At 61.7% G+C, this 18,285-nt stretch carries 16 protein-coding genes; 9 read left to right on the top strand and 7 right to left on the bottom strand.

Going from position 1 to position 18,285, the window contains the following annotated elements; translation table 11 throughout:
- Positions 1-459: 459 nt before the first annotated feature.
- A complete protein-coding gene (gene aceA, locus B5M06_RS15990; RefSeq protein WP_054067224.1) occupies positions 460-1,791 on the bottom strand; it encodes an isocitrate lyase in 1,332 nt (443 codons plus the stop codon).
- A gap of 365 nt (positions 1,792-2,156) precedes the next feature.
- The gene (rraA, locus tag B5M06_RS15985; RefSeq protein WP_054067225.1) at positions 2,157-2,660 is read right to left on the bottom strand and encodes a ribonuclease E activity regulator RraA; all 504 of its coding nucleotides are present in this window, start codon (positions 2,658-2,660) and stop codon (positions 2,157-2,159) included.
- A gap of 256 nt (positions 2,661-2,916) precedes the next feature.
- Between rraA and B5M06_RS15980 the strand changes: the two genes are divergently transcribed.
- Together B5M06_RS15980 and B5M06_RS15975 are read left to right on the top strand one after the other, a co-directional pair.
- Positions 2,917-3,216: an SWIB/MDM2 domain-containing protein gene (locus tag B5M06_RS15980; RefSeq protein WP_054067226.1), complete on the top strand. Its 300-nt coding sequence runs from the start codon at positions 2,917-2,919 to the stop codon at positions 3,214-3,216.
- A gap of 47 nt (positions 3,217-3,263) precedes the next feature.
- Positions 3,264-3,998: a pseudouridine synthase gene (locus B5M06_RS15975; protein WP_240183959.1), complete on the top strand. Its 735-nt coding sequence runs from the start codon at positions 3,264-3,266 to the stop codon at positions 3,996-3,998.
- Positions 3,999-4,143: 145 nt separating this feature from the next.
- On the opposite strand, the gene B5M06_RS15970 is transcribed toward B5M06_RS15975, so the two are convergent.
- A complete protein-coding gene (locus tag B5M06_RS15970; protein ID WP_054067227.1) occupies positions 4,144-4,818 on the bottom strand; it encodes a glutathione S-transferase in 675 nt (224 codons plus the stop codon).
- 246 nt (positions 4,819-5,064) lie between these two features.
- On the opposite strand from B5M06_RS15970, the gene B5M06_RS15965 reads away from it, so the two are divergent.
- A complete protein-coding gene (locus B5M06_RS15965) occupies positions 5,065-5,313 on the top strand; it encodes a DUF3297 family protein (RefSeq protein ID WP_054067228.1) in 249 nt (82 codons plus the stop codon).
- A 95-nt stretch (positions 5,314-5,408) separates the two neighbouring features.
- On the opposite strand, the gene B5M06_RS15960 is transcribed toward B5M06_RS15965, so the two are convergent.
- From B5M06_RS15960 to B5M06_RS15945, 4 genes are all read right to left on the bottom strand, one after another.
- A complete protein-coding gene (locus B5M06_RS15960; RefSeq protein ID WP_054067229.1) occupies positions 5,409-6,953 on the bottom strand; it encodes a methyl-accepting chemotaxis protein in 1,545 nt (514 codons plus the stop codon).
- A gap of 206 nt (positions 6,954-7,159) precedes the next feature.
- On the bottom strand, positions 7,160-10,876 hold the full coding sequence (locus tag B5M06_RS15955) for a hybrid sensor histidine kinase/response regulator (protein WP_054067230.1): 3,717 nt from the start codon (positions 10,874-10,876) through the stop codon (positions 7,160-7,162).
- Between the two features lie 65 nt (positions 10,877-10,941).
- A complete protein-coding gene (locus tag B5M06_RS15950; RefSeq protein ID WP_054067231.1) occupies positions 10,942-11,319 on the bottom strand; it encodes a hypothetical protein in 378 nt (125 codons plus the stop codon).
- A gap of 140 nt (positions 11,320-11,459) precedes the next feature.
- Entirely contained in the window at positions 11,460-12,380 is a 921-nt protein-coding gene (locus tag B5M06_RS15945; protein ID WP_054067232.1) for an alpha/beta fold hydrolase, read from the bottom strand.
- A 144-nt stretch (positions 12,381-12,524) separates the two neighbouring features.
- Here B5M06_RS15945 and B5M06_RS15940 point away from each other — a divergent pair, with 144 nt between their 5' ends.
- From B5M06_RS15940 to B5M06_RS15915, 6 genes are read left to right on the top strand one after another with little or no spacing between them, the layout of a single operon-like run.
- Entirely contained in the window at positions 12,525-13,385 is an 861-nt protein-coding gene (locus tag B5M06_RS15940; RefSeq protein ID WP_130932710.1) for a MurR/RpiR family transcriptional regulator, read from the top strand.
- A gap of 50 nt (positions 13,386-13,435) precedes the next feature.
- Positions 13,436-14,464 (top strand): amino acid ABC transporter substrate-binding protein, encoded by a 1,029-nt coding sequence (locus B5M06_RS15935; protein WP_205245381.1) that lies wholly within the window; start codon positions 13,436-13,438, stop codon positions 14,462-14,464.
- A gap of 35 nt (positions 14,465-14,499) precedes the next feature.
- Positions 14,500-15,477, top strand: coding sequence for an ABC transporter permease subunit (locus tag B5M06_RS15930; RefSeq protein ID WP_054067235.1), 978 nt, complete (start codon positions 14,500-14,502; stop codon positions 15,475-15,477).
- A 1-nt stretch (position 15,478) separates the two neighbouring features.
- Positions 15,479-16,549, top strand: coding sequence for an amino acid ABC transporter permease (locus B5M06_RS15925; protein ID WP_054067236.1), 1,071 nt, complete (start codon positions 15,479-15,481; stop codon positions 16,547-16,549).
- A complete protein-coding gene (locus B5M06_RS15920; RefSeq protein WP_054067237.1) occupies positions 16,546-17,289 on the top strand; it encodes an amino acid ABC transporter ATP-binding protein in 744 nt (247 codons plus the stop codon). Before B5M06_RS15925 ends, B5M06_RS15920 begins: the two co-directional genes overlap by 4 nt.
- Positions 17,286-18,248, top strand: a complete 963-nt coding sequence (locus tag B5M06_RS15915; RefSeq protein ID WP_054067238.1) for an isoaspartyl peptidase/L-asparaginase family protein — start codon at positions 17,286-17,288, stop codon at positions 18,246-18,248. The genes B5M06_RS15920 and B5M06_RS15915 overlap by 4 nt, the downstream gene beginning before the upstream one ends.
- Positions 18,249-18,285: the final 37 nt, after the last annotated feature.

Genomic DNA, 18,285 nt, shown 5'->3' with positions numbered 1-18,285 from the left:
TGTTTACTGTCGTCAGGCATAAATCTGGCCTTCGAGGGCCTGTTTTCTGATGGAATGCAATTGCGTGCGAACACAAGGCTGCGCACGCGCACCAATTGCGTTCTACGACGTAAAAGACCCCGCTACACATGCATGTGCATAGCGGGGCCTGAAAGTCGTTGTCGCACGTGCCTGCAAGTCCCGGTGGAGAGCCCTTGCGCTGGCGCGCGCGATTGGGGCGGGATTCTACACACCTGCTCCCTGCCTTGCAGGACAAATGTGCAGGCAGCTGAAACTGGCTAGGGCTATGCCGGGAATCTGCAAAGTTTGCACACACTGATGCAGCATGTGGCAGCTTGACGGGCAGGCAACGCAGGCGTGCGAAAAAAAGCCCACGGTACTCACCGTGGGCATCAAGCCACATCTACGAACCGGATGAGGCAGTGCGGGATGCACTGCCTGTGCATGCACACGAAGTGATCAGTGGAACTGTTCTTCTTCGGTGGAGCCAGCGAGCGCCTTCACGGAGGAAGTGCCGCCCTGGATGACCGTGGTCACTTCGTCGAAGTAACCAGCGCCCACTTCCTGCTGGTGCGACACGAAGGTATAGCCTTGCTCGCGGGCAGCGAATTCGGGCTCCTGCACCATTTCCACGTAGTGCTTCATGCCTTCGCCGCGAGCATATGCATGGGCGAACTTGAAGGTGTTGAACCAGTTGACGTGAATGCCCGCCAGGGTGATGAACTGGAACTTGTAGCCCAGCGCGGACAGTTCTTCCTGGAACTTGGCAATGGTCTTGTCGTCCAGATTCTTCTTCCAGTTGAAGGAGGGCGAGCAGTTGTAGCTCAGCAGCTTGCCGGGGCAGGCAGCGTGCACGGCCTGGGCGAACTCACGGGCAAAGCCCAGGTCAGGTGTGCCGGTTTCGCACCACACCAGGTCAGCGTAGGGGGCGTAGGCTACGCCACGGCTGATGGCCTGCTCCAGACCGTTCTTGACTCGGTAGAAACCCTCCTGGGTACGCTCGCCAGTCAGGAATGGCTTGTCATTGGCATCGTGGTCCGAAGTGATCAGGTTGGCCGCTTCTGCATCGGTACGGGCCAGCACGATGGTGGACACACCCATCACGTCCGCTGCAAAGCGGGCCGCGATCAGCTTTTCGATGGCTTCCTGGGTAGGCACCAGCACCTTGCCGCCCATGTGGCCACACTTCTTCACGGCTGCCAGCTGGTCTTCAAAGTGCACGCCCGAAGCGCCTGCGGCGATCATGTTCTTCATCAGCTCGAAAGCATTGAGCACGCCGCCGAAACCGGCTTCTGCGTCAGCCACGATGGGCAGGAAGTAGTCGATGAACTCCGCATCACCAGGGTTGATGCCACGGCTCCACTGGATTTCATCAGCACGCTTGAAGGTGTTGTTGATGCGGCGCACCATGGTAGGCACCGAGTCGTAGGCGTACAGCGACTGGTCGGGGTACATGGTCTCGGAGGTGTTGCCATCTGCAGCGACTTGCCAGCCCGACAGGTACACGGCTTCCAGACCTGCCTTTGCCTGCTGCATGGCCTGGCCTGCAGTGATGGCACCGAAGGCGTTCACATAGCCCTTCTTGGCAGTGCCATTGATTTTTTCCCACAGCTTTTCAGCACCGCGCTTGGCCAGGGTGTACTCAGGCTGCAGGCTGCCACGCAGACGGACCACATCGGCGGCAAAGTAGCCGCGCTTTACGCCCTTCCAGCGAGGGTTCTGGGCCCAGTCTTTTTCCAGGGCGGCGATCTGCTGTTCACGGCTCAGTTGGTGGTTCAGGGATTCAGGCATTTCAGTCTCCAATCAAAGGCAAGCAAAAGTGAAAAACTTGTCTGCACGTTTTGTGTGCGGCTTGGAGATAAATTTAAGTCTTATAGAAGACTTGAGCAATATCTTATGTCTTATACAAGACTAAATATTTTTCATTTAAAAATCAATGCCTTACGAGTAAATTTCTCAATGTGAATTGAGATGCTTCAGTCTGAAATGAATTGTCAGGCGGTGGCGTGACGTGTTTTTCACTTGGTGAAAAGTGCTTTATATGCAATGAAAAATCCGTGTCTGCTCGTTCATAAACAGATGCGCTGACACGAAAAGCGCATAAAAAAGCCCCGGGCGGTAGCGCCATGGGGCTTGTCTGCAGGGACAAGATGGTCTTATGCCTGATGGATGGCGGTGCTTGAGAGCACGATGCCGTCTTCATCGGCGTAGAGCCAGTCGCCGGGTGCAACGCGCGCACCGGCAATGTCCAGCACCACGTTCTGCTGGCCTTGGCCGCGTTTTTCGGTGGGCATGGGCATCAGGCCCAGTGCTGCAATGCCAACCTTGGCTTCGCGCAGTTCGGCGGCATCGCGCACGCAGCCGTGCACCACAATGCCTGCCCAGCCATTGCGCTCGGCGGCAGCTGCCAGATTGCCGCCCACCAGCGCCCTGCGCATAGAGCCGCCGCCGTCCACCACCAGCACCCGGCCCTGGCCGGGGGTGTCCAGCAGCTGTTTGACCAGGCTGTTGTCTTCAAAGCATTTCACCGTCACGACACTGCCTGCAAATTGCGGCAGACCACCAAAGTGTCCGAACAGTGGGGGCAGTACGCGAAAGGCTCCGCTGTCGTCGTGTTTGTGCGCATCGCACAGATCGCAGGTCTGGAAAACAATGCTCATTGGTACTCCTTCATGCATGTTGTGATGGGCTGCTTGGCGCGGCATGCTCGCACTGAAATTCGCGTTTTGCCAAGGAATCTGACAGTTTTTTAAGCTTTCGGGGGTTCCTCGCAACAAATGGAAGAAAAAAAATGGTTCTACCGCTTGGAAAGGCATTTTTTTCCCATTAGCATTTGGCAGAGCCAGAGTTAGCGCGCCGCGTGGCGTAGAACTCTTATGCTCTCTGGCATAACTTCACCCAATAAGGAAAGCAAACATGGCAACTGCAAAGAAGGCAACTGCTGCAGCCGCAGCACCCGCGAAAAAGCGCACTCCTAATGCAGCCTTCATGAAGCCCCTCACACCTAGCGCCGCTCTGGCTGCTGTGGTGGGTTCGGAACCCCTGCCTCGCACAGAAATCATCAGCAAGCTGTGGGTTTACATCAAAGCGAACAATCTGCAGGATGCTGCCAACAAGCGCATGATCAATGCGGACGCCAAGCTCAAGGAAGTGTTTGGCAAGCCCCAAGTGTCCATGTTTGAAATGGCTGGCCTGATCGGCAAGCACGTCAAGTAATTCACGGATGCTTCACATCAAGCCGGCCTTAGCGCCGGCTTTTTTGTTTGCAGGACAATCTGGCCTTTGCACATTGGGTGATCTTCTCGGGCATGCCTCAGTACATTCTTTTTCACAAGCCCTATGGCGTTCTTTCCCAGTTCACGCCGGAGGATGGCGCACGCTCGCTGGCAGAGTTTGATCTGCCCAAGGGGGTGTACCCTGCCGGACGTCTGGACAAGGACTCTGAAGGCCTGCTGCTGCTTACTGACGATGGCCCGCTGATTGAGCAGCTGCTCAACCCGCGCAACCAGAAACCCAAGACCTACTGGGCATTGGTCGAGCGCGTGCCTGATGAGGCGGCCCTGCAGTGCATGCGCGAGGGTCTGCGCATTGAGGACTACACCACCTTGCCGTGTGAAGTGCAGCTGCTGGAACCACAGCCCGAGGTGCCCCCGCGCGACCCGCCCGTGCGCGTGCGCAAGAGCGTGCAGGACGTGTGGCTGGAGATCACCGTGGTGGAGGGCAAGAACCGCCAGGTGCGCAAGATGACGGCGGCCATTGGCCATCCCACCTTGCGGCTGATACGCCGCAGCATTGCAAATTTGCAGCTGGACGATCTGCAGCCCGGCTGCTGGAAGTCGATTGCACGCGAGGACATTGCCTGGGGCGCGGCCAGTTCTGCAGGCACCACCCGCTCCGGTGTGCCTGTGCGCTATGGGCGCTCGGTAGCTGGAGAACCACGCAACAGCAAAGTGACTGCACCACGCCGCCCCGGGGCATGGTTCAACAAGAAGTCGTAAACCGTTGATCTCAAAAAGAAGAGCTGCCAGCGCTGATAAATAAAGGATTTCGAAATCATTTGATCTTGAAACCCTTATCAATCAAGCGCTGGCAGCTCTTTTTTATGGAGCGTGCAGCGAAGAGGCGGCGGCGTTTAGTTCGTCATCAGGCCGATGCCACGCTGCTGGTGCTGAAGGTCGGGCCTGTGGTGCCGGGCACCCAGCCGGGATAGGTTTCCATGATTTCGGCAAACAGGGCAGAGTCAATCCAGCGCTGCAGCCAGTCCTGCAGGTGCGGCCAGGGCTGCTCGGCCCACTGTGCTTCGTCAATGCGTGCGAACTGGCGCACAAAGGGGCGAAGTGCCATGTCGGCCAGGCTGGGGTTCATGCCAAACAGAAAGCCGGTGGCAGCCAGCTGCTCATTCAGCGCGCTCAGCCATGTGCTGGCGTCTTGCTGGGCCTGTGTCACTGCTTCTGCGCTGTAGCGCTCAGGGTATTTGCAGCGGTCCAGCGCCTGCTTGAAGAAGTCGTCATTGCGTGCAATCAGCGCCAGCATGTCTTGCAGTGTGCCCTGGGTGGGGGTGAGCCAGCCATCGGGGTCATGCGCCTGCAGCGCGTGCAGCATGATGTCCAGACTCTGCTCAATCACCTTGCCGTCCTGCAGCACCAGCACGGGAACCGTGCCCTTGGGGGATGCGGCCAGCAGCGCCTGCGGCTTGTTGCGCAGATTGATTTCGCGCAGTTCGCAGGCCAGGCCAGCATGGGCCAGCGCAAGGCGCGCGCGCATGGCATAGGGGCAGCGGCGGAAGGAATACAGAATGGGCAAAGCAGAGGCGTTCATGCAGTGGCGAGAAAAGTAAGAAGATTGTGCGCGGCAGCTGCGCCGCACATCAGCCTTGGAAATGTACGCGTTTCGCCGCAGGCCGGTGGTGTGGCCGGGCAAGTCGCACCTGGCTTTGTTACTTTGCGCAGCAGACCGGTTGACCGTCACACAGTCAGGCGATGCGCCCGAGGGCCTTGTGAAATGCAGGACAATGGCGCGCTGAGATGAATGGGGCGTTGTCAGCCCCGCAAACATGGAAAAATTATGACTGAAGCTACAGCACGCCCAGAACTGCCAGATCACCTGTCGATTGACCCCAGCAGCAAGTTTTTTGTCCGTGAAGTGTTTGAGCACGACATCGGCATCCGCTTCAATGGCAAGGAACGCAATGATGTGGAGGAATACTGCATCAGCGAAGGCTGGGTCAAGGTGCCCGCTGGCAAGACGCTGGACCGAAAGGGCCGTCCTCTGCTGATCAAGCTCAAGGGCCAGGTCGAAGCTTTCTACCGCTAAGACGCACGCCAAGCACGCGCTGCGCAAAGACAACGCCTTTCCAGGATTTTTGCAGTCCTGGAAAGGCGTTTTTTATGGGCGAGTCTGTGAAGCTTTCAGTGGAAGACGCCGACGGCCTCAACCAGTCGCTGCGTCTGGCTCTCCAGGCTCTGCGAAGCGGCCGCGCTTTGTTCTACCAGCGCTGCGTTTTGCTGGGTGATGGCATCCATCTGGCCGATGGACTGGCTGGCTTCCAGAATGCCGTCGCGCTGTTCACGCGTGGCGGCGCTGATTTCGGTGATCAGGGAGGAGACCTGCTGCACCTGCTGCACGATGGCTTCGATTTCTGTCTGGGTGTGGTTGACCAGTGCGGTGCCGTTTTGCACCTTGTCTACGCAGTTGTTGATCAGGTCCTTGATTTCCTTGGCGGCGGTGGCACTGCGCTGCGCCAGTGAGCGCACTTCCGAGGCCACCACGGCAAAGCCACGGCCCTGCTCACCAGCGCGAGCAGCTTCCACGGCCGCATTGAGCGCGAGGATGTTGGTCTGGAAGGCGATGGAGTCGATGGTGCCAATGATGTCGTTCATGCGGTTGGCACTGGTGGAAATTTCGCTCATCACGTCAGACACCTTGTGCATGGCCTGACCGCCCTGGCTAGCAGAAGACGAGGTCTGCTGCGCCAGGTTCGATGCCTGTACGGCGGTGTTGGCATTGTTTTCCACGGTGCTGGTCATTTGCTCCATGAAAGAGGCTGTCTGCTGCACGTTGGAAGCAGAGCGTTCCGTGCGTTCGCTCAGGTCCAGATTGCCCTTGGCGATTTCTTCCACGGCCGAGCGCACGCTCAGCACCTGCTGGCTTACATCATCAATCAGCCAGCGGAACATCAGGCCCAGCTGGCTGACGGCGCGCATGGTGATGCCGATTTCATCGACGCGGTCAATGGGCATGGCATCACGGTTGTTGCCGGTGGCGACGTCCAGTGCTTGCTTGCGCAGTTGTTCAATGGGGCGTGCAAACTGCGACTCCAGCATGCCGCAGCCCACAAGGAACAACAGTGTGAGCAGACCCACCACGCTCAGTCCCGTGGTGCCTGTACCCACCAGTGCCAGGCTGCCTGCGCAGGCAATCAGCCACAGCGACAGCATGTTCAGACGCATGCGGGTGCGCAGGCCCATGAGCTTGCCAGCAGACAGAATCTTGCCCAGCCCGGTGCGAATCAGCACGCCCTTGTACAGGCGCACGCCCTTGGCCTGGCCGGCGCGCATGGCTGCGTACAGCTTGCTGACGGCATGAATTTCGTCCGACGAGGCCTTGGTGCGCACGGACATATAGCCCATGGTCTGGCCGTTGCGGATGATGGGTACGGCATTGGCACGCACCCAGTAGTAGTCACCGTTCTGACGGCGGTTTTTGACCAGGGCACTCCAGGGTTCACCGGACTTGAGTGTGGCCCACATGTCGGCGAATGCCTCTTTGGGCATGTCCGGGTGGCGCACGATGTTGTGCGGCTGGCTGCGCAGATCATCAATGCTGTAGCCACTGGCTTCCACAAAGGCAGCATTGGCATAGCTGATGTAGCTATTGGGGTCGGTGGTAGACATCAGCGTGGCGTTGTCGCTGAGCAGGTGCTCGTGACTGGTCACCGGCTGGTTGTTGCGCATGCTGTTCTTACTCGTGGTTGTGGGGCGAAACCGCACGGCAAGCAGTGTCGTGGCGGTGCTGTCGGGCCAGTCCTCCGCATCAGGAGACTGACAACGCCTGTGAGGATATGTATCTGTGATTGCCAATCGTGTCAGCAAGAAGCGCATTTGATGCGCTGAGCTGAAGTATATCTGCACTGCAGCGCATGGCCGCGATGGCCATGCGATCAGATGTCTGTGCGCTTGCTGTAGCGGCGCACCTGGGCCAGCAGCTCGTTGGGCGAGTAGGGCTTGGTGAGAAAGGCCTGTGCGCCCAGGCTGATGGCCTTCTGGCTCACGGGGCCAGCGGTGTGTGCCGTGAGCATCAGCACGGGCAGCTGGACGAAGCGCTCGTCATTGCGCACGCGGCGCAGCAGCTCCATGCCGTCCATATTGGGCATTTCCACGTCGGCAATCAGCAGTGTGGGGCGTTCGCCGTCTTCCAGCAGCTGCAGGGCTTCCAGGCCATCGGTGGCTGTCACCATGCGGTAGCCGTGGGTCTGCAGCAGGTGCTGGGCCAGGCGGCGCACACTCATGGAGTCATCGGCCAGCAGCACCAGTGGGCGCACGGGTTCCTGGGTATCAAGCGTGGTGGCTTCTTCGGATTGGGTCAGCAGGCGCGCTTCATGTGCCATGAGCACGGGGGAGGGCTCGTAGACCTGCAGCACATGGCCTGATGGCATGGTGGCCGTGCCCATGAGGCCGGGCACAGGCACTTCCAGATGGGCCGGGGGCTGCAGCACAACTTCCTGCATGCCCAGCACTTCATCCACCACCAGGCCCCAGCGCGCCGTGTCGCCACGCACGATGAGCAGGTGGCGCTGGCCATCCAGCGGTGATTCCAGACTTCTGGCGGATTGCTGCCAGACCGCACCGGCCCAGTACACGGGCACAGGGGCGCTGCCTTGATCTTGCAGCATGCCGTGGGCCAGTGCCTGATCGGCCGCAGCTACGGGAATGCGACGCACGGCTTCCACGCTGCGTGCAGGGATGGTGACGCGCCAGCTGCCTGCGCGCAGGGCCAGCACCTGCTCGACCTGGGGCGGGGCTGGCAGGCTGATGTCCATGCGGCAGCCCTTGCCGGGGGTGCTGGTGATGTGCAGCGTGCCGCCTAACTCACGCACGATGTCGGCCACGGCATCCATGCCAATGCCGCGGCCTGCCACTTCGGTCAGGCTGCTGGCGGTGCTCAGACCGGGCTGCAGAATCAGCGCGGCGGCGCGGGCATGGTCTACCGGCTCGTCGGCGCTGATCAGCCCCATCTGGACGGCCTTTTCGCGAATCGCTTCGGGGTTGAGCCCTGTGCCATCGTCAAACAGGCTGAGCACCTGCTGCAGCCCGGCCGTGTGCAGGCGGATGAGGATCTTGCCGGTTTCCGCCTTCTTGGCGGTCTGGCGCTGTGCAGGCGCTTCAATGCCATGAGCCACGCTGTTGCGCAGCAAGTGCTCAAGGGCTGGCGTGAGCGCCTCCTGCACGCTGCGCTCCATGACCGTATCAGCACCCTGCCAGTACAGCTGCACGGATTTGCCGCAGTCTTGCGCGGCCTGCTGCACGCAGGCGGTGAGGCGATCCTGAATGTGCGTCAGAGGCAGCAGGCGTGTGTACAGCAGGGTGTGCTGCAAGGCGCGCAGATGGCTGGCCTGGCTGGACAGGGCCTGCTGGGCATCGCCCATGCTTTGCTGCAGCTGCTGCTGGGCGGTGCCCAGGTCGTCGGTGCAGTCGTTCAGGGCATGAACCAGATCGTGCAGCTCTTCATGCCATTCGTAGGGCAGATCCACATCGCCATGCAGCATCAGGGTGTCGGCCCAGGCCGCACAGTCCTGAATCTGGGCGCGCAGTTTCTGCAGCCCGCTGGCAATTTCCTGCAAAGACATCTGGCTGGCTGTCAGCGCCTGCTGGCTGTTGTCCTGGCTGTGCCACAGGGCCTGGGCATGGCGTGCCACCACGTCCAGCGGTTGCTGCTGCAGGTGGCTGAGCTGGCGCTCGGGGTAGCGCTCGTTCATTTCCTGTTGCAGAGCCACAAAGGCAATGCGCAGGGCTTCAATGGGGGCGGGCAGGCTGGCAGGGCCACGGGGGCCTTCTTCCAGCGGTGCATCCAGTGCCAAGCCTTCCAGTGCATGCACCTGGCTGGCCCAGGCCATGGCACCGGCCAGGCGGGCGCTGCCCTTGAGGGTGTGCAGGCTGCGCAGCACGATCTGGCGGGCGGCCTGCTCCTGCGGCTGCTTGATCCAGTGCTTGAGCGCGCTTTGCAGCTTGGGCCACAGGGCGAGCATTTCTTCTTCAAACACGGAGAAATGCATGGCGTCAAGCACAGGTGCTGCCGCCACGGGCACAGGTTCGCTAGCAGTGGCAGTGTCCGCTGCCAGTGGTGGTTCGCTGACAGGTTCCGCTGTGGGAGCTGTGGGTGCTGGAGGAGCTTCTGTTGCTTCAGTTTCCAGCGCTTCTGGTGCTTGCTCTACAGGCTCTGGAGCAGGATTGGACGGGCTGTTGAGCGTGATCGCCGGTTCGGGCAGCTGTGCGTAAAGCTGGTACAGCGCCTCAATGACCTGAGGGTGGGCGCGGCGCATAAAGCCCGCCGCAAACTGGTGCAGCAGGCGGCGGATTTCTTCGGCCGCGTACTGGCAGGTCTTGCGCTGCGCCATGGGTGCATCTGCCGCCATGCGCTGCATGCAGCGCTGCAGCTGGTGGGCCAGCGTGGCAATTTCTGCGCAGCCTGCCGCCCAGGCCAGGCGTGAGAGCTCGCTGGCGTGGGTCGCTGTTTCGCCGGGCAGGTGGTGGGGCGCGGTTTCCTGCGAAAGCCACTGGGCCAGCTGGGCTTCGATCTGCTGCGACAGGTTTTCGGCCTGCTGCAAAAACTCGGCATCCGGCTCCTGCTGTGCCTGCGTGGCCAGGCCGCTGACCAAGGTCTGTGCAGGCTGAATTTCTGGTGCGGCTTCGAAGGCAGGCAGCGCAGGTGCGGATGGAGGTGCCGGTGGTGTCTCCAGCACAAAGCCTGGAGCAGCTTCAGGGGCAGGCGTGGGCGCATCTGCCTCATCCCACTCATCTACTGGGTGGCACTGCTGGTAGATGGTCTGCAGCAGTGGCGGCAGGCTTTGCTGGCGCTGCTGGGCGGCATCGGTCGCCTGGGCGCAGAAAAACAGCAGATCGCGCACCAGCACATCGGGCGGCAGCTGCGTGCCCTTGGCAAAGCTGGCATAGAAGGCCAGCAGGCGTGAGGCCATGCGCTTGGCATAGATGTCAATGTCCAGCAGGCCGTATTCCACGGCTTCCAGCCAGGCAGCGGCGAGTTGCCAGCTGGTGGCGTCCTGCGCATGGGCGGACAGGCCCAGACACAGTTGCTGCAGCGTGCTGCAAAAAGCCGGGTTGCCGGTTTGCAGCAGGGCCAGCACATGCTGGTCCAGCTGGGTGCGCAGCTCGGCACTGGGCGTGATGGGGGCCGTGTCTGCAGGCGCTGGCAGGCGGGGGATCGGCCAGGGCTGCTCCCACAGGTCTGCAGGGTGGGCCGTGTCTTTGCCGCTGAGCTTGATCAGCGCGCGGTAGCTGGCAAACAGCTCCTGCGCAGAAGGCTGCGCCTGCTGGCTGATGGCATGCACATGGCTGAGGGCATCGCGTGCAGCCAGCTGCAGCAGCTCGCCGGTCTTTTCCGCAGGGGGCTGCGCTCCCATGGCATAGGACTGCAGTGGCGCATCCATGGCCTGCATGAGCTGCAGCAGCGCGTGCAGATCCAGCACTTGCACGGCATGCAGCAATTGCTGCAGCAGCTGGCGTGCCTGCAGGGCGTGGACCACGCTGGTGGGCGGCATTCTCTGTGCCAGCTCCTGCAGCATGGCAGCAAGCGAGGGCAGCAGAAGCTGTCGGGGGGCTGGTGGTGCAGAGTCTGCAGACGGCTGCGCGGTCTCAGTCATGGGATTGGAGGGCGGGCTCAAGGGAAGCGGGCGCTAAGGGCAAGCGTCAAGAAGTCGGGCTGGGCTTATTCCACAAACCGGCCATTTTCCTTGCGGCGCTGGCGCACGCCCTTGCGTACAAACAGCAGTGCGCCGTCCAGCTCCAGCAAGGGCTGGGCCAGGTCGCCCTGTACATGGGCCTGCAGGCGTGCGGGTAGCTCGTCAAGCAAGGCCTGCACCAGCTGCACTTTGGGAGACTCTGGGTCGGGCTGTGCATGCACATAGTCCTGCAGATAGGTGCGCAGGCCCTGCTCCAGCTCGCTCAGCGTGGTGGGCGCGCCCAGGTACTCGGGTTTGGTGGTGGTGCCCTCAATGCCGTAGAGGTAGCAGCCAATGTAGTCACGGAAGGTTTCGCCCACGTTTGGGCCTTTGGTGAGTTTGCGCAACAGATCAGTCAGCCACATGGCGGCAGGCCTTCAGGTAAAAGCAGGCGCAAAAATAAGAGCGGCTAGCGCCTGCAAATCAAGGGTTTGAGGTGCAAATGTACCGCAAAGCAAGCATTAGCTTGCGCTAGCTGCTTGCTTTTCTGAAGCATGCACGTGGCTTAGCGGCAGAAGTCTTCGATCAGCTGTGCCACCGCGAGCGGCTGGTCATGGTGCAGCATATGACCCGCATCTTCCACGCGTGCAATGCGGCAGTCGGGTACGGCTTGCAGGCGCTGATGGTACTCGGCCAGATCGTACTGGTCTTTCCACCACAGGCTCATGCTGTCGTCGCTGGCTTCCACGGCCAGCACGGGGGCGGTAATTGCCGCGTAATGCGCCAGCACTTCGTCCACGCGAAACAGCTGGGGGGTGACCACCTTGTGCGCCGCATCCCCCAGAATGGCCCAGCGCCCCTGCGCATCGGGCGCCGACCATTCGCCTGCCAGCCACATGGCCTTGTCTTCACTCAGGCGGCGGTTGGTCTTGCGCAGGCGGGCGGCCACGGCTTCGCGGCTGTCATAGGTCTTGAGGGTGATCTCTGCCTGGTGCAGCTGCTTGAGTTCATCCAGCCACCGGCCCATGCGCCGGGGTGCCTGGCTAGGCTGGGTGGCAGGCAGGCCAAAGCCTTCCAGGTTGACGAGGCGTCGAATGCGTGCCGGGCGGGAGCCTGCATAGAGCATGGCGACATTGCCGCCCATGCTGTGGCCGACCAGATCTACGGGCTGGCCCTCAGGCGCGTAGTGGTCGAGCAGGGCATCCAGATCGCCCAGATAGTCCGCAAAGTGGTAGTGATCACAGGGCGCAGGCGGCATGCTGTGGCCAAAGCCGCGCCAGTCGGGGGCAATGATGTGGCGGCCCGTATAGAAGGCCTCGGAGAGGGCATCGACGACAAATTGGTAGGAGGCGCTCACATCCATCCAGCCATGCACCAGCACCAGCGGCAGCACACCGGGCTGCGGCTGGCCCCAGGTGCGGACGCGGTAACGCATATGGCGAATGGTGAGGTCGTGGGAGGCGCTGGGTCGCTGAACTTGGTACATGGCTGCGCATTATTGGACAGGCACTGGTCGTGCATGAGACAGCGGTAACTACGTATGCGCAGGCCCTTGTTTTTTCCATCTGGCATGCGCTAGGATGAATGAAGTCATTCAAATCGAATTTAATTTGAATTTTTCCATTCATTCGTGCAAACCCTGACCATGAGCCTGCTCAACCGTCTGCGCCAGTCCGCACTGGAAGCCACACCTGCGATCCGCAAGGTCGGGCTGTGGATGGCGGCTCACCCGCTGCATGCCATTTCGCTGACGGCCGATGAAATTGCCGATCAGGCGCGTGCCTCGCAATCGGCGGTGAACCGTTTTGCCACGCACGCAGGCTTTGCGGGCTTTGTGGAGCTGCGTGCGGCACTGGCTGCCGAGCTGCAGGACGCGCAGGAGCCCATTGCCAAGCTGCGCCAGCAGGCCGAGGTGCAGTCCAGCCATCCGCTGGCCAGTGCCCAGTCAGGGCTGTTGCAGGCCGCAGGCGAGCTGGACTTGCAGGTGCTGGAGCAATGTGCGCAGCGCCTGCTGCAAGCGCGCCATGTCTACACCATTGGTCTGGGCATGAGCCACTACTTTGCAGGCTTTGCGGCGAGCGCTTTCATGCCCTATGTGCAGGATGCGACCCACCTGTCCGAAGGCGGTGGTACCGAGCAGATCCTGCGCCGCATGTCGCGCCTGGGCAAGGGTGATGTGGTGCTGGCCATCACCGTGCCGCGCTACTCCATGGACATCGTCACGCTGGCCCGTTTTGCGCGTGAGTGCGGTGCCACCGTGGTGGCGCTGACCGACGCGGCTTCGTCCCCCCTCGTGGGTGCTGCGGACAAGGTGCTGCTGGCACCTGCCAGACATAGCGTGCTGTCGCACAGCTATGTCTCGGTGCAGGCCGTGATTGAAGCGCTGCTCGAGCGTGTGGTGCGCCTGAACCCCCAGGCCGCGGCCATCACCACCAAACTGATTGACACCGTGCTGCCGCACCTGCAGGTGCGGGTGCCCGGCCGAGACTGAACCCCGTTTTTTCCTCCCCTGCAACGCCAACTTCTCCAAAGGAATACATGATGAAACTGGCACAAAAAATCTTGACTGGCTCCATCGTTGCCATGGCACTGGGTGCTGTCACCCCTGCCATGGCGGGCAAGGTGCTCGACGGCGTGAAGCAGCGCGACCAGCTGGTCTGCGGCGTGCACACCGGCCGCGCAGGCTTTGCGCAGGCTGACGGCAATGGCAAGTGGAGTGGACTGGACGTGGACTTCTGCCGCGCTGTGGCAGCTGCCGTGCTCGGTGATGCGAACAAGGTGAAGTTTGTGCCTACATCCGGCCAGACCCGTATCACTGCGTTGCAAAGCGGCGAGATTGATGTGCTGGCGCGCAACACCACCTTCAACTTCACGCGTGACACCAGCCTGGGCCTGATCTGGACCGGCATCAACTTCTACGACGGTCAGGCCTTCATCGTGAAGAAGCGTCCCAACCTCAAGAGCGCCAAGCAGCTGGACAAGGCCACCGTGTGTATTGACGCCGGCACCAGCACCGAGCGCAACCTGCAGGACTTTGCACGCAACAACAAGATCAGCTTCAAGACCGTGGTGTTTGACAACGCCGAAGGCTCCAAGCAGGCCTTTGCCTCGGGCCGCTGCCAGGCTTACACCGGTGACTACACCGCACTGGCCATCCTGCGTGCCACCGACCTGCCCAACCCCGATGACTACGAGCTGCTGCCTGAAATCATCAGCAAGGAGCCCGTCGGCCCTGCCGTGCGCCGTGGCGATGAAGAGTGGTTCACCATCGTGCGCTGGACGCTGCAGGCCATGCAGGGTGCCGAAGAACTGGGCCTGACCCAGGAAAACATCGACGCCAAGGCCAAGAGCGATGACGTGGCCATCAAGCGCTTTACCGGCAATGGTGACGACATTGGCAAGTCGCTGGGTCTGGACAAGAAGTGGGCTTACCGCATCGTCAAGCAGGTGGGCAACTACGGCGAGAGCTTTGCCCGCAACCTGGGTGAGCAAAGTCCGCTGAAGCTCGACCGTGGCATGAACCGCCTCTATACCGAAGGCGGTCTGGTGTACCCACTGCCGCTGCAGTGATGAGAGTGTGATGGCATGACAGGCGGATTCGCGATATGACAGAGCACAACAAGGCGATGGACAAACCACCGCGCAAACCCATACCGCTGGCGGCGTGGCTGATACAGGCGGCCGTGCTGCTGGTGCTGCTGGCACTGTTTGGCTGGCTGGTGCACAACGCGCAGGTCAACCTGCGTGAGCGCAACATGGCTGCGGGCTTTGATTTCCTGTTCAGCGATTCCGCCGGTTTTGCCATCGGCGAAGGCTGGGTGCCGTTCGGTGAGGACGACACCTACTTCCAGGCCATGCTCGCCGGCGCAGCCAACACCTTGCGTGTGGCCGTGCCTGCGCTGCTGTTTGCCACCATGCTGGGTCTGGGGCTGGGCATTGCCTCGCTGGCACAGAATCCGCTGGTCAAGACGCTCTCGCGCTGGTTGGTGGACCTGGTGCGCAACATCCCGCTGCTGGTGCAGGTGCTGCTGATCTACATCATGATGACCGAATGGTTGCCGGATACGGACGATGCACTGCACGCAGCCGGTTTTTACCTGAGCAAGGGCGGCCTGATCCTGCCCTGGGGCGAGGTGGAAGAAACCCCGTTTGGCGTGCACGGCACCCATGTGCTGAGCACCGAATGGATGAGCCTGGTGCTGGCGCTGACGCTGTATGCCGGTGCCTACTGCTCGGAGATCGTGCGCGCGGGCATTCAGTCCGTGCCGCGTGGCCAGAGCGAGGCCGGTCATGCACTGAGCCTGACGCGCTGGCAGACCCTGCGTCTGGTCCTGATTCCACAGGGCCTGCGTGTGGCGATTCCTCCCTATACCAGCCTGATGCTCAGCACCATCAAGAACTCTTCGCTGGGTGTGGCCATTGGCTATCCGGACATTGTCTCCGTGGCCAATACCAGCATGAACCAGACCGGCCGCGCCATTGAGTGCATCGCTGTGATTGCTTCCGTTTATCTGATCATCAACCTGATCACCGCCTTCATCATGGCGCAGGTCAACCGCCGCGTGGCGATCAAGGAGCGTTGAAATGGCGCAGATGCTGCAACCTCCTGTCCCTGCGTCCTGGCGCGAACGCTGGCTCAAGGCCATGTTCGCTTCGGCTGGCACCTCGTTCACCACTGCCGTGGTGCTGGTGCTGCTGGCCGTGGTGCTCTACAAGGCTTTTATCTGGGGCGTGTGGGATGCCACCACCGCCGTGAATGCCGATGTCTGCCGTGATTCCTCCGGTGCCTGCTGGGGCGCCGTGATCTACAACCACCGCATCATTTTGCTGGGCCGCTACCCCGTGGGTGAGGGCTGGCGCCCCGTGCTCGGCATGCTCTTGCTGCTGGGCTCCGTGGGCCTGGCTGCAACGCCGCGCTTCTTTGGCTCCAAAGGCGTGTGGATGGTCACGGGCGCGCTGGTGCTGTTCGTGGCGCTGCTTGCCGGTGGCTGGGCCGGGCTGACGCCTGTGGACTCCGACCTCTGGGGCGGTCTGCCGCTGACGCTGCTGCTCAGCGTGTTTGCCGTGATTACCTCCGTGCCACTGGCCATTGCGCTGGCACTGGGCCGCCGCTCGCAGCTGCCCATCGTGCGCTGGGTCTGCACCGGCTATATCGAGCTGGTGCGCGGCGTGCCTCTGATTACCGTGCTGTTCTTTGGCGCCTTCGTGCTGCCGCTGCTGCTGCCGGCTGCATGGCGCGGCGACGCCATGGTGCGCGTGGCGCTGTGTCTGACGGGTTTTTCTGCCGCCTATCTGGCGGAGGTGTATCGCGGCGGTCTGCAGGCCATTGCCAAGGGGCAGGCCGAAGCGGCCCACGCGCTGAGCCTGTCGCGCTGGCAGACGCTCAAGCTCGTGATCCTGCCGCAGGCCGGGCGCCTGACGATTCCACCGGCCACCAGCCACTTCATCGGTGTGCTCAAGGACACCTCGCTGGTGGCCATCGTGAACATCTACGACCTCACCGGCAGCCTGAAGATGGCGCTCACCAACCCTGAATGGCGCCCTTACTTTGTGGAGGCCTACATCGTGGTGTCGGCCATTTATCTGGTTCTGGGCCTGTCCATCGTGCGCTATGGACGTTTTCTGGAACAACGCTACGCATTGGATAAGCGATGAACACTCCCATTTTGCAAATCGAAGGCGTCCACAAGTGGTATGGCAATTTCCATGCCCTGACGGACTGCTCGCTGACCGTGGCCAAGGGCGAAAAGATTGTGATCTGCGGTCCCTCGGGCTCCGGCAAATCCACGCTGATTCGCTGCGTCAATGAAATCGAAACCATTGACGGCGGCCGCATCCTGTTCAAAGGCCAGCCCATGGACCAGAGCGCCGCTGCCGCCAAGGCACGCCGCCACATTGGCATGGTGTTCCAGCAGTTCAACCTGTTTCCGCACCTGAGCGTGCTGGAAAACCTGATGCTGGCGCCCATGCATGTGCTGGGCGTGAGCCGCAAGGAGGCCGAAGCCACCGCCATGGTGCAGCTCGAACGTGTGCGCATTGCCGCACAGGCGCACAAGTACCCGGGCCAGATGTCTGGCGGCCAGCAGCAGCGCGTGGCGATTGCGCGTGCGCTGTGCATGAGCCCTGAGCTGATGCTGTTTGACGAGCCCACTTCGGCGCTCGACCCAGAAATGGTCAATGAAGTGCTGGAAGTGATGGTGGAGCTGGCCGGGCAGGGCATGACCATGCTGTGCGTGACGCACGAAATGGGCTTTGCCCAGCAGGTGGCCGACCGCGTGGTATTCATGGATGGCGGCCAGATTCTGGAAGTGCAGCCGCCCGAGCAGTTCTTCCACAACCCCCAGAGCGAGCGCAGCCGCGCTTTCCTGGGCAAGATTTTGAGGCACGCCGCATGAGCACCGTACCTTTTGTGATTGCCGTGCACGGTGGTGCTGGCACGATTTCCCCTGAACAGGCCAACGAAGCGCCCTACCACGAAGGCCTGCAGGCCGCACTGCGTGCAGGCGCTGCGGTGCTGGAGGCTGGTGGCTCCGCGCTGGATGCCGTGCAGGCAGCCGTGCAGTCGCTCGAAGACTGTCCGCTCTTCAACGCAGGCTGTGGTGCGGTCTATACGGCCGATGAAACGCATGAAATGGATGCCTCCGTCATGGATGGCAGCAACCTCAAGGCCGGAGCCGTGGCCGGCGTGCATGGCGTGCGCAACCCCGTGGCGCTGGCGCGTGCCGTGATGGACCACACCAACCACGTACTGCTGGTGGGGGAGGGTGCGGTGCGCCTGGCGCAGGAGCAGGGTGTGCCCATGGCCGACGCCGCCTACTTCCATTCCGAGGAGCGCCTGGCCCAGCTGCAGCGCGTGCGTGCGCAAGGTGCAGGTGTGATGGCGCTGGACCATTCCGCCAAGACCCTGACCGAAAAGCCAACCCCCATCCGTGAAGATGGCAAGCATGGCACCGTGGGTGCGGTCGCGCTGGACCAGCATGGCAATGTGGCGGCGGCGGTGTCCACCGGCGGGTTGACCAACAAGCGCCCCGGCCGCGTGGGTGATTCGCCCATTGTCGGTGCCGGTATCTACGCCAACAACGCGACCTGTGCGATTGCCTGCACGGGCACGGGCGAGCACTTCCTGCGCGCCTGCGTGGGGCACGACATTCACGCGCGCATGGCCTACAAGGGCGAGAGTCTGGAGCAAGCCGGTGAAGCCGTGGTGCATGGGCTGCTCAAGGATATTGGCGGCTCGGGCGGTCTGGTCTCGGTGGACGCCAAGGGCCATGTGCACATGCCGTTCAACTCCGTGGGCATGTACCGTGGTGTGATGCGTCAGGGTGAAGCGCCGCAGAGCTTTATCTTCCGCTGAAGCTGCCATGCAGCAAATACACAAGGGGCGCGCATGG

This window comes from Comamonas kerstersii, from assembly GCF_002056725.1.
GTDB lineage: Bacteria > Pseudomonadota > Gammaproteobacteria > Burkholderiales > Burkholderiaceae_C > Comamonas > Comamonas kerstersii.
The sequence above is the reverse complement of the archived record's forward strand: the minus strand, read 5'-3'. Positions and strand labels throughout refer to the sequence as shown.